We start from the raw sequence: 16633 nt of genomic DNA, 5'->3' as shown, positions 1-16633 counted from the left end.
CATGGCCGAGAGCATGGGGCGATGATCGATTTCTGGTTTTCCATCGGCAGCACTTACACCTACCTTTCGGTGATGCGACTGGCGAAGATCCAGGCTGAGACCGGCATCGAGTTCCGCTGGCGGCCATTCAACGTGCGCTCGATCATGATCGAGATGGACAATATCCCCTTCGCCAAGAAGCCGGTGAAGGCCGCCTATATGTGGCGCGACATAGAGCGTCGCGCGGCGATGTACAGGATGGTGCCTAAGCTGCCCGCGCCCTACCCGCTTGCCGAACTTGAGCGCGCCAATCGCGTCGCCGTCATTGCCGCGCGGGAGGGCTGGTGCGAGGCCTATGCCAGGGAGAGCTACCGACGCTGGTTCGAGATGGGTGAGCCGGCCGGCAGCGAGCCGAACATCTCGGCAAGCATCAAGAAAGCGGGGCAGAAACCGGAACCGATCCTGCGGGAGGCCGACAGCGATGCCGCCAAGGCTGATCTCGCCGCCGCGACCGAACAAGCCAAGGCGCTCGGCATTTTCGGCTCGCCGAGTTTCGTCGTCGACGGCGAGCTGTTCTGGGGCGACGATCGCCTGGATGATGCCATGCGCTGGCTCAGGCAGATTGAAAGTGGCCCGCCGGACTAAAGCCCGGCCGCCGCGCCAGCCTGCCGGGTCAGCATGAACGCCTCGCGTATGGCGTTCTCCATGCCGTCGATCGCTTCGCCGGTCGCCAGCGGATTGCGGTGCAGGACGACGTTGGAGGAATCGATGTCGCCGAAACCGTCGGCGGCCGTCAGTTCGCGGCAATCAGGCGGGATGTTGCTGCGCGAGATCGGCGCGATCGCCAGGCCGGACGTGACGGCGAGCGTCAGGCCGCCATTGGTGTCGCTGGTGTAGGCGACGCGGTAGTCGAGGCCGCGCTGCTGCAGCGACTTGATGGCGAAGTCGCGGCACCAGCCGTTGCGGCTGTAGAGCGCGATCGGCACCGGCCGTTCCTCATGCATGTGGTGCAGCGTCGACGTCACCCAGACCGTCGGGTCGTGCATCAGCACCTCGCCGCCGGAAGAGCCCTCCCATTCGAACACCACCGCGAGGTCGAGCTCGCCGGCCGCGAGCGCCCGCACCTGCGAATCCGAATGCGCGTAGCGCACTGTGACCTCGACGCGCGGATGGCGCTTGGCGAATTCGCCCAGCGCCCGCGACAGGATCGAACGTCCATACTCGGCCGGAATGCCGATGCGCACCAGCCCGCCCAGCGGCGGCGCCACCAGGGAGGCAGCGGTCTCGTCCAGCAGCGAGACGATGCGGCGCGCGTTGGCGATGAGCTCGCCGCCGCGGCGCGTCAGCGCCACGCCGCGCGAGCCGCGCTCGAACAGATTGTCGCCGACCATGTCCTCCAGCTTCTTCATCTGCATGGACACGGCCGATTGCGTGCGCCCGGCTTTCTCCGCCGCGCGGGTGAAATTGCCGGTTTCGGCCACCGCCACGAAGGTGCGCAAGAGATCGCTGTCGAGGACCGGTCGCATCGAGTCGCCATAAGCAAAGTTGATTGCTGGCATCATTCCAATTCGTTTGCCAGATGTCAAACGCCGCAGGATAGTCATGACACCCATTGGATATGCGGCCGCGAAATCGGTCGCGGACCAATCGAAGAGTCCTCACTCGTACCCGCTGCCTGAAAATGGTGGCGGGTTCTTTTTCGCTGGATAGATCATGCAGAACCGGACGGTGCTTGGCATTCTGAGCCTCTGCCTCGGCGTGCTGGTTTTTTCACTGCAGGATCCGCTGGTGAAGGCGGTTTCGGGCGGCTATCCGGTGACCGAGGTGATGGCGATCCGCGCCATCGTCGCGCTGCCGATCCTGATCGTGCTCGTTCAGGCCGATGTCGGCCTGAAGGCGGTGCTGTCGAAGCGGGCAGGCATGCTGACGCTGCGCGCCTTCATCCAGTTCTCGTCCTACACGGTCTATTATCTGGCGATCGCCGCCTTGCCGCTGGCCGATGCGGTGGCGCTCTATTTCATGGCGCCGCTTTTCATCATGGCGATGGCCGGTCCCTATCTCGGCGAGCGCGTCTCATGGAAGATGCTGTCGACGGTGCTGATCGGCCTAGTCGGCGTGATTGTGATGGTGCGTCCCGGCGCCGGCGTGTTCGACTGGGCGGCGCTGCTGTCGCTGGGCTCGGCCTTCCTCTACGGCTTCTCGCAACTGATGGCGCGCCGTATCGGCGACACCGAATCATCGACCGTAATGGCCTTCTATCAGAACGGCGCCTATCTCAGCGGCGCCATCGCCGTCGCAACCGTCTTCCACCTTGCCGGCATCACCCATGCGGCGCATCCGAGCGTCGAATTCCTGGTGCGGCCATGGGTATGGCCGACAATGCCGGACTTCCTGAAGATGGCCGCCTGCGGCCTCGTCGCGTCCGCCGGCATGATCCTGCTCTCGCAGGCCTACCGGATGGCGCCGGCCAATCGCGTCGCCACGTTCGAATATACCGGCATCCTGTGGTCGCCGCTGTGGGGTTTCCTGTTCTTCGCCGAAGTGCCGCGTGAAACCACGGTGCTGGGCGCGGCGCTGATCATCGGCGCCGGCCTGCTTGCGCTCAGCGGCGGACGTCGGCGAAGTGCGGCGCCGGCCGCCGCTGTCACGGCCGATGCGGTATCAAGCGAAGCAGCTTAATGCCTTGCCGACGCGGCCACGGATCTCGGCAAGCGTGAACGGCTTCTGCACGACGTCGAGGATGATGCCGTTGAGCTCCTCGGCGCGCTCACGCTGGTCGGCATAGCCGGTCATCAGCATGATCCGCATCGTCGGGAACTCTCTTGCAGCCGATGTCGCCATCTCGATGCCGTCCATCTCCGGCATGCGGATGTCGGACACCACCAGATCGAAACCGCCGCGCGCCTGCCGGATCATGTCCAGCCCCTGCGCGCCGTCGGTGGCGATGGTGACATTATGGCCATCGCGCTCGAGCGCGCGGGCAGCGAGGGTGCGGACGGACTCATCGTCCTCGACGATCAGAAGCTTTGCCATGCCGAGATAGATGCCGCCGAAACGTTGATGTTTTCTGAAAATTCTAACGATCGGCGGTTTTTCGGAATGGCGCCGCCTTCTCAGGCGTCGCCTTTCACCACCCCGACAAACGGCAGCTCGCGGAACGCATGGGCCACATCCATGCCGTAGCCGACGACGAAATAGTCCGGGCAGTCGAAGCCCACATAATCGGCGTTGAGCGAGGTCTGGCGGCGCATCCGCTTGTCGAGCAGCACCGCGATGGCGCAACTCTTGGCGCCGCGCGAAAGCATCAGGTCGCGGGTGTAGGAAAGCGTCTTGCCGGATTCGAGTATGTCGTCGATCAACAGCACGTCGCGGCCGGCGACTTCGTTGTCGATGTCGCGCAGCACCCTGACCTCGCCGCTGGTCGTGCCGGCGCCGTAGCTGGAGATGAAGATGAACTCGACTTCCGGCGACAGGCCGACATCATGCATGGCGCGGATGAGATCGGCGGCGAAGACGAACGAGCCCTTGAGGATCGAGATCACCAGCAGGTCGTGGTAATCGCGCCCGGCGATTTCCTTGGCGAGCTCGAGATTGCGGCGCGCGATCGCCGACGCCGAAAACAGGACCTCGATGTCCTTGCCGCGTACAACTGGCATTCTTTTGTCCTTCAAAACCACCTAGGACGCCAGGCGCTAGGTGTGTCGAGATTCAGGTCAGGCCGAGTCGAGAACGATGGCTTCCGAGAACCGGAGCGGAGCGTACTTGAAGTACGTGAGCACCGGAAGCGAAGGAAGCCGTCGTTCGCAGGCCGGCCTCACCTGACTATCGACACACCTAGCCGGCGAAGATTACGGAGACTGTCCTGACGCCGTCTTTAGGCACATCGAGGCGGCTCGAAAAGCCGAATCTTTCGCCCGGGCCCAGCGAACGGTTCGATGTCCCCAGCCTGTAGCGGATGATATTGGCGTTGTTATCGGTGACGCGAATTTCGAGCGGCGGCAGCGTTTCCGATTTCATCCCGTCATTCGCCGCCTCGCCATCCACGAACAGCACCGGCTTCAATCCCGACGCATCGATGCGCGACGTCACGCCGGAGATGGTGAGCGCGCTCGCCGGCGCGGCGGTCGTCCAAAGGGGGCTTTGCCGGACCAGCGCATGACCACCCGACACCCAGAAGGATGCGAGCGCTATGCCGGCGCCGGCTATCCAGAACAACGGATTGCCACGCGAGGATCGCGACGGCGCCGCCTCCGGTCTGCGCAGCATGCCCATGCCGCCGATCGATGGCGTCGACGGCATCTGCGGCGGCGGTGCCGATTCTGGATAAGCGGCAAAACGCGGCAGCACCACATAGTCGGCATCGACGATGTCGACCGCATCGAGCATGACGCGTCCCGGCACGGCATTTGTTGCCGTGCCGGTCATGATTTCGCCGGAAACAGGGCGCGCGGTTCTCTCGTCAGCCATTACGGCACCAGTGCAGTCTTCGTTTCTTTTGCGTAAACGCAATTGGTTAACGCTTCCCCACCGGAATGGCTTTGATGCATGCTGGACGTTGCAAATTAACCGCCGGTTAACCATGCCGGCCGATGGTCTGTTAGAGTAGATTGTGGCGCGTCGCCGCCGAGAGTTTCCAGGTCGCCGAACGTGATCCGCTTCGAAAATGTCGGCCTCCGCTATGGCATGGGTCCGGAGATCCTCCGGGACATCTCCCTGCACATTCCGGAGCGCTCCTTCCAGTTCCTGAGCGGCCCTTCGGGCGCCGGCAAGACGACCCTGCTGCGCCTTTTGTTCATGTCGCTGAAGCCGACGCGCGGCCTGATCACCATCTTCGGCAAGGACCGCTCGCGCATTTCGCGCGGCGAGCTGCCGCTGCTGCGCCGCCGCATCGGCGTGGTGTTCCAGGACTTCCGCCTGCTCGACCATATGACGACCTACGAGAATGTCGCGCTGCCCTTGCGCGTGCGCGGGCGCGAGGAAGCGAGCTACCGCACCGACGTCACCGAGCTGCTGAAATGGGTCGGGCTCGGCGACCGTATGCATGTGCTGCCGCCGGTGCTGTCGGGCGGCGAGAAGCAGCGCGCCGCGATCGCCCGGGCCTTGATCGAACAGCCGGAGATCCTGCTTGCCGACGAGCCGACCGGCAATGTCGATCCGCCGCTGGCGCGCAGGCTGCTAAGACTGTTCATCGAGCTCAACCGGCTGGGCACCGCCGTGGTGATCGCCACCCACGACCTCGGCCTGATGGAACAGGTCGATGCGCGTCGCATGATCCTGGCCGGTGGAAGGTTGGACGTTTATGACTGACCTTCCGGCCGATCACCTCCAGCACGAAACGCTCGAGAAGACGACGGTCCGGCGTGTCCAGCGCAAGACGGCGCCGATCGTGCCCGCGCAGAACATCGCTGGACGGGCGCTGGTGCTGGTCATCGCCATCATGACCTTCCTGTCCTGCCTCACCTTCGGCGCCGTGACGCTGGTGCGCGATACCGCCTCCGTTTGGGAGAACCAGATATCGCGCGAGGCGACGATCCAGATTAAGCCGGCCGACGGTCTGGACATGGAGGCGGCCCTTGCGCAGGCCTCGCAGATCGCCAGCGAGTTCCCCGGCGTGAAGGGCACCAAGATCATCGACCGCGACGCGACCGCGCGTCTTCTGGAACCGTGGCTGGGCAGCGGCCTCAACATTGACGAGCTGCCGGTGCCGCGTCTCATCATCGTCACCATCGACGAGGCCAGCCCGCCCGATTTTGCCGCCATGCGCGCCGCCATCACGCCGAAAATACCGACCGCGGCACTCGACGATCACCGCACCTGGGTCGACCGGCTGGTTGCCATGGCGCGCACGACCGTGACGATCGGCATTGCCGTTCTGGTGCTGATGCTGTCGGCAACCGTGCTGACGGTGGTGTTCGCCACACGCGGCGCCATGGCCGGCAACGGCCACATCATCGAGGTGCTGCATTTCGTCGGCGCCGAGGCGCGCTTCATCGCGCGCGAATTCCGCTGGCATTTCCTGGTCACCGGCATGAAGGGCGCGGCCGCCGGCGGCGCCCTGGCGATCGCCGTCTTCATCGTCTTTTCCTGGTGGTCGTCGCGCAACATGGCGACGCCCCAGGCCGACCAGGCAACCGCTTTGTTCGGCAATTTCGCCATCGGCTCAGCCGGCTATTTCGGCGTCGGTCTGATGGTGCTGGTGATCGGCGCGCTGACCGCGGCCACCTCGCATGCGACCGTCGTCGCCTATCTCAGCGACATCGACGTTCGCCAGCCGGATGCGGGCTGACCCATGAGATCAATCCGGAAACCGGCGCAAAGCGCTATAAACAACCAAAACAATGATCACACGCGGGATACCTGCCGTAACGCAATGTGCGCCGTCTCACCTATCAACGGCCGCATTTCGGAGTTAACCATTAGAGGCTTTCAGGATTAACCTGGGGATGATGGAAGCGCGGGATTCGATCGAGACAGCTGGACGAATGCCGGCGATGCGTGTGCGCAGCGCTGCCTTCGCCGGGTTCGGTCGTTTGAGGCTCGCGCTGCGCGTCTGCGGTTTCGTGGCTCTCGCCGCGCTGGTGCTTTTTGCCGGCGGCTTCGGCTGGTTTGCCGACAAGGTTAGCCATATGACGACTCCGGCCAATCCGGCCAGGGCCGACGCCATCATCGTGCTCACCGGCGGGCAGTCGCGGCTCGACGCGGCGATGGACCTGTTGGCCTCCGGCAAGGGCGAACGGCTGCTGATCAGCGGCGTCCATCCGTCGGCAACCAAACGCCAGCTGCAGGCGGCGATGGGCGGCGACAAGCAGCTCTTTTCCTGCTGCGTCGATATCGACCGCGCCGCGCTCGACACCATCGGCAATGCCGAGGAAAGCGCCAAATGGGTGGAAAACCACGCCTATGGCAGCATCATCATCGTGACCAACAACTACCACATGCCGCGCAGCCTGCTCGAGATGGGCCGGCTGCTGCATGGCGCACGCCTGGAGCCCTATCCGGTGGTCAACACCAATCTCGGCAATGGCGGCTGGCTGACCAAGCCGGAAGCGCTGCGCGTGCTGCTGACCGAATACAGCAAATATGTGCTGTCGCTGGCGCGCGGCTTCCTGCCGCTTCGCACGACGCCCGAGGGCGTCGCGCTCGCCGAAGCCTCGACGGTGGTGAAGAATTAGACTTCGCCTGGCGTGCGCAGGCGCGCAATCTCCTGCTCCAGGCCGGCGATGCGCCGGTCGCGCTCGGCAAGTGCGGCCGCGACATCCGCCGCCTCGAAGCGCTGCGGGATGTGCTGCGGGCAATTGGCATCCCAGGCTGATACCGTGAACAGGATCGCCTGCTCCGGCCGTGCTTTGTAGTCCGCGGGCATCAGCTTCGCCGTCAGCTCCGGGTCATTCTCGACGACGCGCGCCCGGCCCCAGATCTTGATGCGCTGCCGGAGCATATAGTCGATCAGGAACAGGAAGGCCTGGTCATTGTCCTCGAGATTGCCCTGGGTGATGAACTGCCGATTGCCGGAAAAGTCCGCAAAGCCGATCATGTGCTCGTCCAGCACCTTGAGGAAACCGGCCGGCCCGCCGCGATGCTGGATGTAGGGCTGGCCTTCGGCGTTGGCCGTCGCCAGGAACACGCTGGTCTGTGCTTCGATGAAGGCAGCAAGATCCGGAGCGATCGTTGCCCGCCAGCCGCCGTGCTGCTCGACGCGCGCATAGGAATTGCGCGACCCCTTGCGGGACTGGATGGCCTTGACGGTAGGCGTGAAGGCGACGTCGCTGGTGAATTCATTCATGCTGGCGCTCCGCGGACAGGATCGCACATCAATTAGGCTCTTCCGAAAACCGGATGTAGAGAGCATGTTTGCAATCTATCTTTCCATATTTCGGAAGAATAATGGACCGCCTCGACGCTATGTCCCTGTTCGTTGCCACGGTGGAGGCCGGCAGCCTTTCCGCTGCAGCCAAGCGCGCCGGCGTGCCGCTGCCGACGGTGAGCCGCAAGCTTTCCGAACTGGAGAAGCATTTGGGGACGCGTCTGCTCAACCGCTCGACGCGGCGCCTGACGCTGACCGATGCCGGCCAGTCCTATCTTGCCGCCTGCCGTCGCATCCTCGACGAGGTGGGCGAGGCCGAGCGCGATGCTGCCGGCGAATATTCGAGCCCGACCGGCGAGCTGGTCATCACGGCGCCGGTCGTGTTCGGCCGCCTGCATGTGCTGCCGGTGATCGCCGACTTTCTCGCCGTCTACCCGCGAGTGGATGTCCGCTTGACCCTGTCGGACCGGATCACCCAACTGGTCGAGGAGCATATCGATCTCGCCCTGCGCATCGGCGAGCTGCCGGATTCGGCGATGGTTGCGATCCGCGTCGGCTCGATCCGCCGTGTCGTCTGCGCAAGCCCCGCCTATCTCGCCTTGCATGGCACGCCGACGACCCCGCAAGACCTTGCCGGCCACGACTGTGTCACCTTCGAAGGTCTCGCCGCTCCCGCGGCATGGAGCTTCGGAACCGGCAAGACGGAAACGACAATCCCTGTTCGCTCGCGCCTGCAAGTCAACACCGCCGAAGCGGCCATCGATGCCGCGATTACCGGGCTCGGCCTGACGAAAGTGCTCTCCTATCAGACCGATGCCGCCGTGCGCGCCGGCGCGCTGCGGCTGGTGCTGCAGGCCTTCGAACCGCCGCCCTGGCCGGTGAGCCTCGTCCATGCCGGCCAGGGCCGGCTACCGGTAAAGCTGCGCGCCTTCCTCGATTTCGCCGCGCCGCGTCTCAAGGAACGGCTGGCTCGGTCACTCTAGCGGCACCATTCGACAATGGCGGCGTTTCCTTTTTGCCGCCGCTTGGTGTAACCAACGCACACTTCCTCACGGGCCCCTTGCATGCTCATCATCCGCTCGCTGGCGTTCAACTTCGTCTTCTATCTCAGCCTGATCGTCCAGATGATTTTCTGGACGCCTTTCTATTTCCTGTCGCCGCGCCACCGCGCCTGGTTCGTGCCGAAATTCTGGTCGCGCACCTCGATGTGGCTCTATGACAAGATCGCCGCGACGAAGAGCGAGATCACGGGTGTCGAGAACCTGCCCGAAGGCTCCTTCATCCTGGCGCCGAAGCATCAGTCCTTCTGGGACGCGATCGCCTTCTTCCCCTATCTCGACGACGCGCTCTACATCCTGAAGCGCGAGCTGACCTGGATCCCCTTTTTCGGCTGGTACATCTTGAAGATGCGCATGATCCCGGTCGACCGCGGCAACCGTTCGAAAGCGCTGAAGGCGGTCGTCGTCGCGACCAGGCAGGAGATGAACCGCAATCCGCGCCAGCTCATCATCTATCCCGAAGGCACCCGTCGCCCGCCGGGCGCCGAGCCGTCCTACAAATACGGCATTGTCGAGCTGTACACGCAGCTCGGCGTTCCTGTGGTCCCGGTGGCTCATGTTGCCGGTCTCTACTGGCCGCGCCGCAAGTTCCTGCGCTATCCGGGCACCATCAAGGCCCGCTTCCTGCCGCCGATCCCGCCAGGGCTCGGCAAGGAGGAATTCATGCAGCGGCTGATCGGCGAGACCGAAGCCGCCTGCGACCAGATGCTCGTCGAGGCCGCGCAGGCGCCGAACCCGCCGCCCATGCCGCCGACGGCGGTGAAGCGGCTGGCGGAACTCGGCGTAACCGCGAAGAGCTGATCGGCTACCGCAGCACCGCAAGCAGGGTCGTCAGCACCAGCGTGGCGGCAAACACCAGGTTGATGATCCGCGAGGCCAGCGGATGGCGCAGGACGCGCGCGAACGCCGTTCCGGCAAGCAGCCACACGACGTGGATGGCGACGATCATCGCGGCAAGCACCAGCAACCTGGTGGAGACGCCGAGCGCATCGGCCTGCGCCGCGGCGCCGACGAAAACCGCTGCAATCGCCACATAGGCTTTCGGGTTGGCGACGGCGAGCATGAAACCGCCAAGGAAATCAGGCTTCGTCGCCGTGCTTCCGCGCCCGGCCAATGGCGGCGCTGTCGCTATTTTGAAGGCGAGATAAAGGATGTAGCCTGCCGAGGCGACCGCCAGCACCGGCGCCACTCCCGGCACCGAGGTCAGCATGCCGAAAATCCCGCCCGCCACCGCCAGAAGCACGGCTATCGTGCCGAGCACCACGCCAGACGTGTAACCCAGGGAAGGACGCAGACCGAAAGCCGCGCCGACGGCGGTCACGCTGATCGTCGCAGGTCCCGGACTGCCCATGACGACCGTCGCCGCCACGATAAGCGCCAGCACCTGCTGCCAGGTCTGCGCCTCGTTCAAGATGCCATCGGCCATGCCGAACCCTCCTGCCGCCGCGATGCGACAGGATTTAGGAGGGATCGTCATGGCCGTCTTGGACGTTCGTGCGCAGCGCCCGTCTCAGGCGCTGGCCCGGTCCAATGCCGCGATATCGTCGGCCGAAAGTTTGAGCGACGCGGCGCGGATTAGGCTATCCATCTGGGCCGGCGTGGTGGCGCTGGCGATCGGCGCGGTGACGCCCGGCCGCGCGATGATCCAGGCCAGCGCCACCTCCGCCTGCTTGGCCGCATGGCGCTCGGCCACGGCATCGAGCGCGGAAAGGATGCGCATGCCGCGCTCGTTGAGATATTCGGCGACGTCTTCGCCGCGCGCGCTCTGGCCGAGATCGGCCTTGCTGCGGTATTTGCCGCTCAGGAATCCCTTGGCGAGGCTGAAATAGGTGATGACGCCGATATCCTCGGCTTTGCAGAGGTCGAGCAGCGGTCCGTCGAGCGACGAGCGGTCGTACAAATTGTATTCGGGCTGCAGCACCTCGTAACGTGGCAGGCTGCGCAGGCTGGCGACGTCGAGCGCGGCTCGCAGCTGGCCGGCATCGAGATTGGAGCAGCCGGGATAGCGGATCTTGCCCTTTTCGAGCAGCCGCTGATAGGCACCGAGCGTTTCCTCGTAAGGCGTGGCCGGATCCGGCCAGTGCGACAGATAGAGGTCGATGACATCGGTTTGCAGCCGCTTCAGTGAAGCGTCGACCGCCTTTTCGATATAGGCAGCGGAGAGATCGCGCTTGCCCTGGCCCATGTCCGAACCGACCTTGGTGATGACGATGACCTGATCGCGGTTGCCGCGGCTCTTCATCCAGTTGCCGATGATCGTTTCCGATTCGCCGCCCTTGTTGCCGGGAACCCAGCGCGAATAGGCATCGGCCGTATCGACGGCGTTAAAGCCGGCAGCGATGAACCGGTCGAGCAGGTCGAAGGAGGTCTTCTCGTCGGCGGTCCAGCCGAAGACGTTGCCGCCCAGGACCAGCGGCGCGATGGAAAGGTCGGTGCGACCGAGACGACGTTTCTGCAAGACTGATCTCCGTGATGCTGGAACGGGCCTGACGCCCAAGGATGGGATGCCGCTAAGCTAGGTCGCGGCCGGGCGAGGTCAAAGGCATGGTTTTGTTTTTTGATCGGACCAGAGCAATTCCAGCAAAACTGCGTCGCGGTTTTGCGTCTGGAATTGCGTAAAACAAAGAGATAGAGCATTGGAGGCGAAATTATTTCGCCGAAAATGCGCGTCACGAAGACGCGACCCGACGGCCCACCTCCTCCAGCCAGTGATCGCGGATGCCGAGCGCCTCGAGATGCTCGAGCGTGCTCAAGACATAGTCCTCGTTCCGGCCGGATTGGCCGACGGCGCCGCGAACGATCCTGGCCGCATGATCGGCATCGAGGGCGCCGGCATATTGCTCATGCTGGCGGTCGACGATGTAGGTGACTGCCTCGACCGAGCCGCCATCCAATCGGACATCGAGCATGCGTTCGAGATAGACGCTGGTCACCAATTCCCGTTCGCGCAGATAGGAAAGCACCTCGTCGCGCAAATTGCCGGGAACACGGTAGGCGAGGCCGACGCAGGAGCCGCCCCGGTCGAGGCCGAGCACCAGGCCCGGCCGCGCGCGCGTGCCGCGATGCACGAAGGAATAGACGCAAAGCGAGCGGCGATAGCCGTAAAGCCGGGCGCGGCGCGTCTCGACATGGGCGAATCCGGGCCGCCAGATCAGCGACCCATAGCCAAAAACCCAAAAATCGCCCATATCGCCAAGCCTGATCGCATTCGAGTGAACGACACCGCACCGCCGAGGTGCTTCTTCTGGCCCCCGCTTGTTTGCGTATTGGTAAATGCCCGCTCGCCGGGTTAACGAGAGCCGCAGCATGACGTCAAGTGACGAGCGATCGCCCAAACTTCGCCGCCGGCTGTTCTGGCTTGCCGCGCTCCTTGTCGTGCTGTTCGCCGCCTATAGCGGCGGCTGGTTCTATCTCGCCGACAGGCTCAAGACCGAGGCCGACCAGGCGGTGGCGAGACTGGGCAGCAAAGGCATCGCCGCCGGCTGCGCCAACCTCGCCGTCAGCGGCTACCCGATGAGCTTCACGGTCTCCTGCGACAACATCGCCTATGAAGACGACACCAGGAAGGTCGCCGCCTCCACCGGCAGCTTCAACGCCGTCGCCGGGATCGCCGGACCCTTGTCGCCGGTCGCCGACCTGCGCGGGCCGTTGAGAACGATGGCGCCCGGAATGCCGCCGCTCTGGATCAACTGGGACCGGTTGCAGGCCAATGTCAAAGTGTGGTGGCCGTTGCCAAGGAGCGTTTCCGTGCAGGCTGAAGGCCTGAACGGTCAGACCGACCCGCAGGACGACACGGATCCGATCCAATTGTTCAGCGCCGGCAAGGCGGCCGGCCAATTGCAGCCGGCCGGCCAGGACATCAATTATGTCGGCAGCTTCGGCGACCTGGAGATCAACGCGGATGCCATCGACGGACGCGTGCTGCCGGCGCTGGACGGCAGCGGCGACGTGACGCTGAAGAACGGCGTGGCGCTGATCGCAGCGCCGCCGAAGAGCCTGCGCGGCCAGTCGATCGAGATCGCCAAGCTCGACCTGTCGTCCGGCACGGCGCGCATCATCGTGTCCGGACCGGTCTCCGTCGACGCGGAAGGGCTGGTCAACGGGGACCTGACGATCAAGCTCAAGGACCCGAAAGCGGTGGCATCTATCCTTGCCGGCGCGATTCCCGAGCATAAAAGCGAGATCGAGCAGGGCTTTGCTGCCATTGCCATGCTTGGCAAGGAACCCTCCTTGCCGCTCAAGATCGTCAAGGGCAAGGCTTCGCTGGGCTTCATCCCGCTCGGCAAGGTCAAGCCGCTTGAATAGAGCGTGGTCCCGAACCGAAGGTCAGCATAGCAAAAGGTGGGGACCGGTTTTCGGGTGAGATCATGCCGACTGAGAAGAGTAAAGCAACGATGCCGCAGCCGGTCAGACTGCTCAGCGTCGGCGCCTTCACCCTCGACACGATCCTTCGCGTCGAAACGCTGCCCGCGCATCAAGGCAAGTTCATCGCCAGCGACGGCGTCCAGATCGCTTCCGGCATGGCGACAAGCGCCGCCTGCGCCGCGCGGCGTCTCGGCGCCGAAGTCTCGCTGTGGGCGAGCGCGGGCGACGATCCGGTCGGCGACCAGCTTATCGCCGACATCAAGGCCGAAGGCGTCGACTGCAGCCTTATCCGTCGCGTCGCCGGCGCGCGATCGGCGCTGGCCGCGATCCTCGTGGATGCGCATGGCGAGCGCGTCATCGTCCCCTTCTACGACAAAAAGGCGCAAGCCGATCCCGAGGCGCTGCCGCTTGCCGACCTCTCCGGCTTCGACGCCGTGCTGGTGGATGTCCGCTGGCCGGGCGCCGCGGCGCTTGCTCTCAGCGCAGCCAGATCGATCGGCCGCCCGGCGATCCTGGATGCCGATACCGCGCCGGTCGAGGTGCTGGAGCGGCTCTTGCCCTTGGCCTCGCACATCGTCGCTTCCGAACCGGCGGCGCGCATCGTCTGCGGCCACGCGCTCGACCCCGAAAGCGCCTGCGCCGACCTCGCTTCGCGCACCGATGCCTTTGTCGCGGTGACCGGCGGCGCGGCCGGCACCTGGTGGCACGACCGCGCGACTCGGCGCGTGCGCCATGTCGAGGCGCCGAAGGTCAAGGCGATCGACACGCTCGCCGCCGGCGACGTCTTCCACGGCGCCTTCGCCGTCGGCCTTGCCGAGGCCATGCCCATAGAGGAAGCCCTACGCTTTGCCAGCGCCGCCGCGGCGCTCAAATGCCTGCGCTTCGGCGGCCGCCTCGGCGCGCCGGATCGGGCCGAAACGCTGGCGATGATGGCGGCGCACTGGCCGCCAGCCCAGGGCTGGAACGCAAAAGTATCTCGGCTATTTCCGCGAAATCGGCACAAAAGCTGGGGTTGGCGTAAGCCGCTCAACCTCGTCATTCCAGGGCGGAGCAGCCGCGAAGCGGCGTCGCGGAGACCCTGGAATCCATCCCGGGGCCTGAGCCATGGAATGCGGCGGAGCAGAATTCTGCACCGCGACAGCGCTCGGAAGTCACGGAGTGGATCCTCGGGTCGCTCCTTGCTCCGCCCGTGGATGACGATCGCGATGGGCGTTTCGGCCAATCTCCAGCGCATGCGCCTGCCCGGGCTGACAGGTCAATCCACGCCAGAGAACGAGGGAAAAGCCTAAGGCTTGGCCGGGTGCTCGACCGCCTGGCGGCCAAAATCCGGCACATCGATATCCTGGCCGGCCTCGATGATCGAACGGCGGATGGCGCGGGTGCGGGTGAAGAGGTCGAACAGCTTCTCGCCGTCGCCCCAGCGGATCGCCCGCTGCAGCGAGGCCAGATCCTCCGAGAAACGCGCCAGCATCTCCAGGATCGCGTCCTTGTTGTGCAGGCACACGTCCCGCCACATGGTCGGGTCGGAGGCGGCAAGACGGGTGAAGTCGCGGAAGCCGGAAGCGGAATATTTGATGACTTCGCTTTTGGTCACCGCTTCCAGATCGTCCGCCGTGCCGACGATGTTGTAGGCGATGATATGCGGCAAATGCGAAACGATCGCGAGCGTCATGTCGTGGTGCTGCGGGTCCATCGTGTCGATGTTGGACCCGCAGCGCCGCCAGAATTCCGAAAGCGTCTCGAGCGCCGCGGGATCGGTGCCCGGCAGCGGCGTGAAGATGCACCAGCGATTCTCGAAGAGATCGGCGAAGCCGGCATCGGGTCCGGATTTTTCCGTGCCGGCCAGCGGATGTCCGGGGATGAAGTGCACGCCTTCGGGCACATGCGGCTGCATTTGCGCGATGACGGAGGCTTTGGTCGAGCCGACATCGGTGAGGATGGCGCCCTTCTTCAGCGCAGGCGCGATCTCGGCCGCGACCTCGCCGGACGAGCCGACCGGAACCGAGACGATGACGAGATCAGCGTCGCGCACGGCTTCGCGAGCATCGGTGCTATAGGAATCACCGAGGCCAAGCTCCTCGGCGCGCTTGAGCGTCGATTGGCTGCGCGTCGCTATGGCGATATGGCGCGCCAGACCCTCGCGGCGGACAACGCGGGCAAGCGACGAGCCGATCAGGCCGATGCCGACCAGCGCTATTTTCTCGAACATCGGTGACGCCATGGTGTTCTAGCTTTTCAGGAAGGTCTTAAGCGCATCGATGACGCCGCGATTGGCTTCCTCGGTGCCGACGCTCATGCGCAGCGCGTTGGGGAAGCCATAGCCGGTGACGCGGCGCAGGATGTAGCCGCGCGCGCTCAGATAATCGTCCGCGGCCGCCGCCGAATGTTTCTTGCCGTCGGGAAAATGGATCAGCACGAAATTGCCGACGCTCGGCGTGACGCGCAGGCCGAGCCCGGTCAACTCGGCGCTGAGCCAGGCCAGCCATTTCTCGTTATGCGCCACGCTGCGCTCGATATGGGCGCGGTCGCGGATCGCGGCGATGCCGGCCTCGATCGCTGTGGCGTTGACGTTGAAGGGGCCGCGAATGCGGTTGATCGCATCGACGATATGCGCCGGCCCGTACATCCAGCCGACGCGCGCGCCACCGAGGCCGAGCTTGGAGAAGGTGCGGGTCATCACCACGTTCTCGGAGCTGCCCGCCAGCTCGATGCCGGCCTCGTAGTCGTTGCGCCGCACATATTCGGCATAGGCCGCGTCGAGCACCAGGAGCACGTTCTTCGGCAATGCAGCGTGCAGCCGGCGCACTTCCTGGAACGGCACATAGGTGCCCGTCGGATTGTTGGGATTGGCGAGGAACACGATCCGCGTCGCCGGCGTCACCGCCGCGAGAATCGCGTCGATGTCGGCGCGCTCCTCGGTTTCCTTGACCGCCACCGGCTTGGCGCCAGCCGCCTGGATATAGATCTTGTAGACCATGAAGGCGTGCTCGGTGAACACGGCCTCGTCGCCCGGCGCGAGATAGGTCTGCGCCAGTAGCCCCAGGATCTCGTCGGAGCCGTTGGAGCAGATGATGTTGGCCGGGTTGAGGCCATGCACCTCGGCGATCGCCTCGCGCAGCCGGCGGGCGGTGCCATCGGGATAGACGTCGAGCTTCGCCGCCACTTCGCGCGCGGCCTCGATCGCTTTCGGCGAGGGCCCGAGCGGATTTTCGTTCGCCGACAGCTTATAGACCTTCGTCACGCCGGCCGGCGCGGTGCTTTTTCCCGGCACATAGGCCTCGATGTCCATGATGCCCGCGCGGGGCGTCGGACGGGGCTGATCCTGCTTCATGTCACAAATCCGTCGAGAAGACCTTCAAGGCCGCAGCGGAAATACAGGCCACGGGCTGGAATGTCGAGTGCCGCCGGCTGGCACCCGTATCCGGTC

Annotated in this window: 18 protein-coding genes and 1 pseudogene; 9 read left to right on the top strand and 10 right to left on the bottom strand. The window is 64.8% G+C overall.

The features are described 5' to 3' along the window. Positions 1–21: 21 nt before the first annotated feature. Positions 22–624, top strand: coding sequence for a 2-hydroxychromene-2-carboxylate isomerase (locus LB525_RS19475; RefSeq protein ID WP_224545986.1), 603 nt, complete (start codon positions 22–24; stop codon positions 622–624). On the opposite strand, the gene LB525_RS19470 is transcribed toward LB525_RS19475, so the two are convergent. Further along, positions 621–1505, bottom strand: coding sequence for a LysR family transcriptional regulator (locus tag LB525_RS19470; RefSeq protein ID WP_095767564.1), 885 nt, complete (start codon positions 1503–1505; stop codon positions 621–623). The genes LB525_RS19475 and LB525_RS19470 overlap by 4 nt on opposite strands. 187 nt (positions 1506–1692) lie before the next feature. Here LB525_RS19470 and LB525_RS19465 point away from each other — a divergent pair, with 187 nt between their 5' ends. After that, the gene (locus tag LB525_RS19465) at positions 1693–2658 is read left to right on the top strand and encodes a DMT family transporter (protein WP_224545984.1); all 966 of its coding nucleotides are present in this window, start codon (positions 1693–1695) and stop codon (positions 2656–2658) included. Here the strand turns inward: LB525_RS19465 and LB525_RS19460 are convergent. From LB525_RS19460 to LB525_RS19450, 3 genes are all read right to left on the bottom strand, one after another. Continuing rightward, entirely contained in the window at positions 2641–3012 is a 372-nt protein-coding gene (locus LB525_RS19460; RefSeq protein WP_224527434.1) for a response regulator, read from the bottom strand. The two genes, LB525_RS19465 and LB525_RS19460, sit on opposite strands and share 18 nt — an antisense overlap. Before the next feature lie 80 nt (positions 3013–3092). After that, the gene (hpt, locus tag LB525_RS19455; protein WP_095767471.1) at positions 3093–3635 is read right to left on the bottom strand and encodes a hypoxanthine phosphoribosyltransferase; all 543 of its coding nucleotides are present in this window, start codon (positions 3633–3635) and stop codon (positions 3093–3095) included. Between the two features lie 178 nt (positions 3636–3813). Continuing rightward, a complete protein-coding gene (locus tag LB525_RS19450; protein WP_224545982.1) occupies positions 3814–4446 on the bottom strand; it encodes a hypothetical protein in 633 nt (210 codons plus the stop codon). 180 nt (positions 4447–4626) lie between these two features. On the opposite strand from LB525_RS19450, the gene ftsE reads away from it, so the two are divergent. The 3 genes from ftsE to LB525_RS19435 all read left to right on the top strand — a co-directional run bounded on the left by ftsE (position 4627) and on the right by LB525_RS19435 (position 7151). Further along, positions 4627–5286 (top strand): cell division ATP-binding protein FtsE, encoded by a 660-nt coding sequence (gene ftsE / locus LB525_RS19445; protein WP_027167480.1) that lies wholly within the window; start codon positions 4627–4629, stop codon positions 5284–5286. Further along, the gene (locus tag LB525_RS19440; RefSeq protein ID WP_095767469.1) at positions 5279–6265 is read left to right on the top strand and encodes a cell division protein FtsX; all 987 of its coding nucleotides are present in this window, start codon (positions 5279–5281) and stop codon (positions 6263–6265) included. Before ftsE ends, LB525_RS19440 begins: the two co-directional genes overlap by 8 nt. Positions 6266–6422: 157 nt before the next feature. Next, on the top strand, positions 6423–7151 hold the full coding sequence (locus tag LB525_RS19435) for a YdcF family protein (RefSeq protein ID WP_224545980.1): 729 nt from the start codon (positions 6423–6425) through the stop codon (positions 7149–7151). Here the strand turns inward: LB525_RS19435 and LB525_RS19430 are convergent. After that, positions 7148–7762, bottom strand: a complete 615-nt coding sequence (locus LB525_RS19430; RefSeq protein WP_224545978.1) for a pyridoxamine 5'-phosphate oxidase family protein — start codon at positions 7760–7762, stop codon at positions 7148–7150. The two genes, LB525_RS19435 and LB525_RS19430, sit on opposite strands and share 4 nt — an antisense overlap. Positions 7763–7863: 101 nt before the next feature. Here LB525_RS19430 and LB525_RS19425 point away from each other — a divergent pair, with 101 nt between their 5' ends. Together LB525_RS19425 and LB525_RS19420 are read left to right on the top strand one after the other, a co-directional pair. Next, positions 7864–8766 carry a LysR family transcriptional regulator gene (locus LB525_RS19425; protein ID WP_224545976.1) on the top strand — a complete coding sequence of 301 codons (903 nt, stop codon included), beginning with the start codon at positions 7864–7866 and terminating at the stop codon, positions 8764–8766. Positions 8767–8847: 81 nt separating this feature from the next. Then, positions 8848–9642 carry a lysophospholipid acyltransferase family protein gene (locus LB525_RS19420; RefSeq protein ID WP_224545974.1) on the top strand — a complete coding sequence of 265 codons (795 nt, stop codon included), beginning with the start codon at positions 8848–8850 and terminating at the stop codon, positions 9640–9642. Between the two features lie 4 nt (positions 9643–9646). Here the strand turns inward: LB525_RS19420 and LB525_RS19415 are convergent, their stop codons facing one another. From LB525_RS19415 to LB525_RS19405, 3 genes are all read right to left on the bottom strand, one after another. Next, complete coding sequence (locus tag LB525_RS19415; RefSeq protein ID WP_224545972.1) at positions 9647–10267, bottom strand: LysE family translocator; 621 nt, start codon at positions 10265–10267, stop codon at positions 9647–9649. A gap of 84 nt (positions 10268–10351) precedes the next feature. Next, the gene (locus LB525_RS19410; protein ID WP_224545971.1) at positions 10352–11299 is read right to left on the bottom strand and encodes an aldo/keto reductase; all 948 of its coding nucleotides are present in this window, start codon (positions 11297–11299) and stop codon (positions 10352–10354) included. A 211-nt stretch (positions 11300–11510) separates the two neighbouring features. After that, positions 11511–12029: a gamma-glutamylcyclotransferase gene (locus LB525_RS19405; RefSeq protein ID WP_224545969.1), complete on the bottom strand. Its 519-nt coding sequence runs from the start codon at positions 12027–12029 to the stop codon at positions 11511–11513. Positions 12030–12147: 118 nt separating this feature from the next. On the opposite strand from LB525_RS19405, the gene LB525_RS19400 reads away from it, so the two are divergent. Both LB525_RS19400 and LB525_RS19395 read left to right on the top strand, forming a co-directional pair. Next, the gene (locus LB525_RS19400) at positions 12148–13146 is read left to right on the top strand and encodes a DUF2125 domain-containing protein (protein WP_224545967.1); all 999 of its coding nucleotides are present in this window, start codon (positions 12148–12150) and stop codon (positions 13144–13146) included. 89 nt (positions 13147–13235) lie between these two features. Then, positions 13236–14153, top strand: a pseudogene (locus tag LB525_RS19395) (sugar kinase); the annotation flags it as partial. A 338-nt stretch (positions 14154–14491) separates the two neighbouring features. Here LB525_RS19395 and LB525_RS19390 read toward each other — a convergent pair. Both LB525_RS19390 and hisC read right to left on the bottom strand, forming a co-directional pair. Next, complete coding sequence (locus tag LB525_RS19390) at positions 14492–15427, bottom strand: prephenate/arogenate dehydrogenase family protein (protein WP_224545965.1); 936 nt, start codon at positions 15425–15427, stop codon at positions 14492–14494. A 6-nt stretch (positions 15428–15433) separates the two neighbouring features. Then, entirely contained in the window at positions 15434–16537 is a 1104-nt protein-coding gene (hisC, locus tag LB525_RS19385; protein ID WP_224545963.1) for a histidinol-phosphate transaminase, read from the bottom strand. Positions 16538–16633 lie beyond the last annotated feature (96 nt).

Source organism: Mesorhizobium sp. CA16, from assembly GCF_020165175.1.
Lineage (GTDB): Bacteria > Pseudomonadota > Alphaproteobacteria > Rhizobiales > Rhizobiaceae > Mesorhizobium.
The sequence above is the reverse complement of the archived record's forward strand: the minus strand, read 5'-3'. Positions and strand labels throughout refer to the sequence as shown.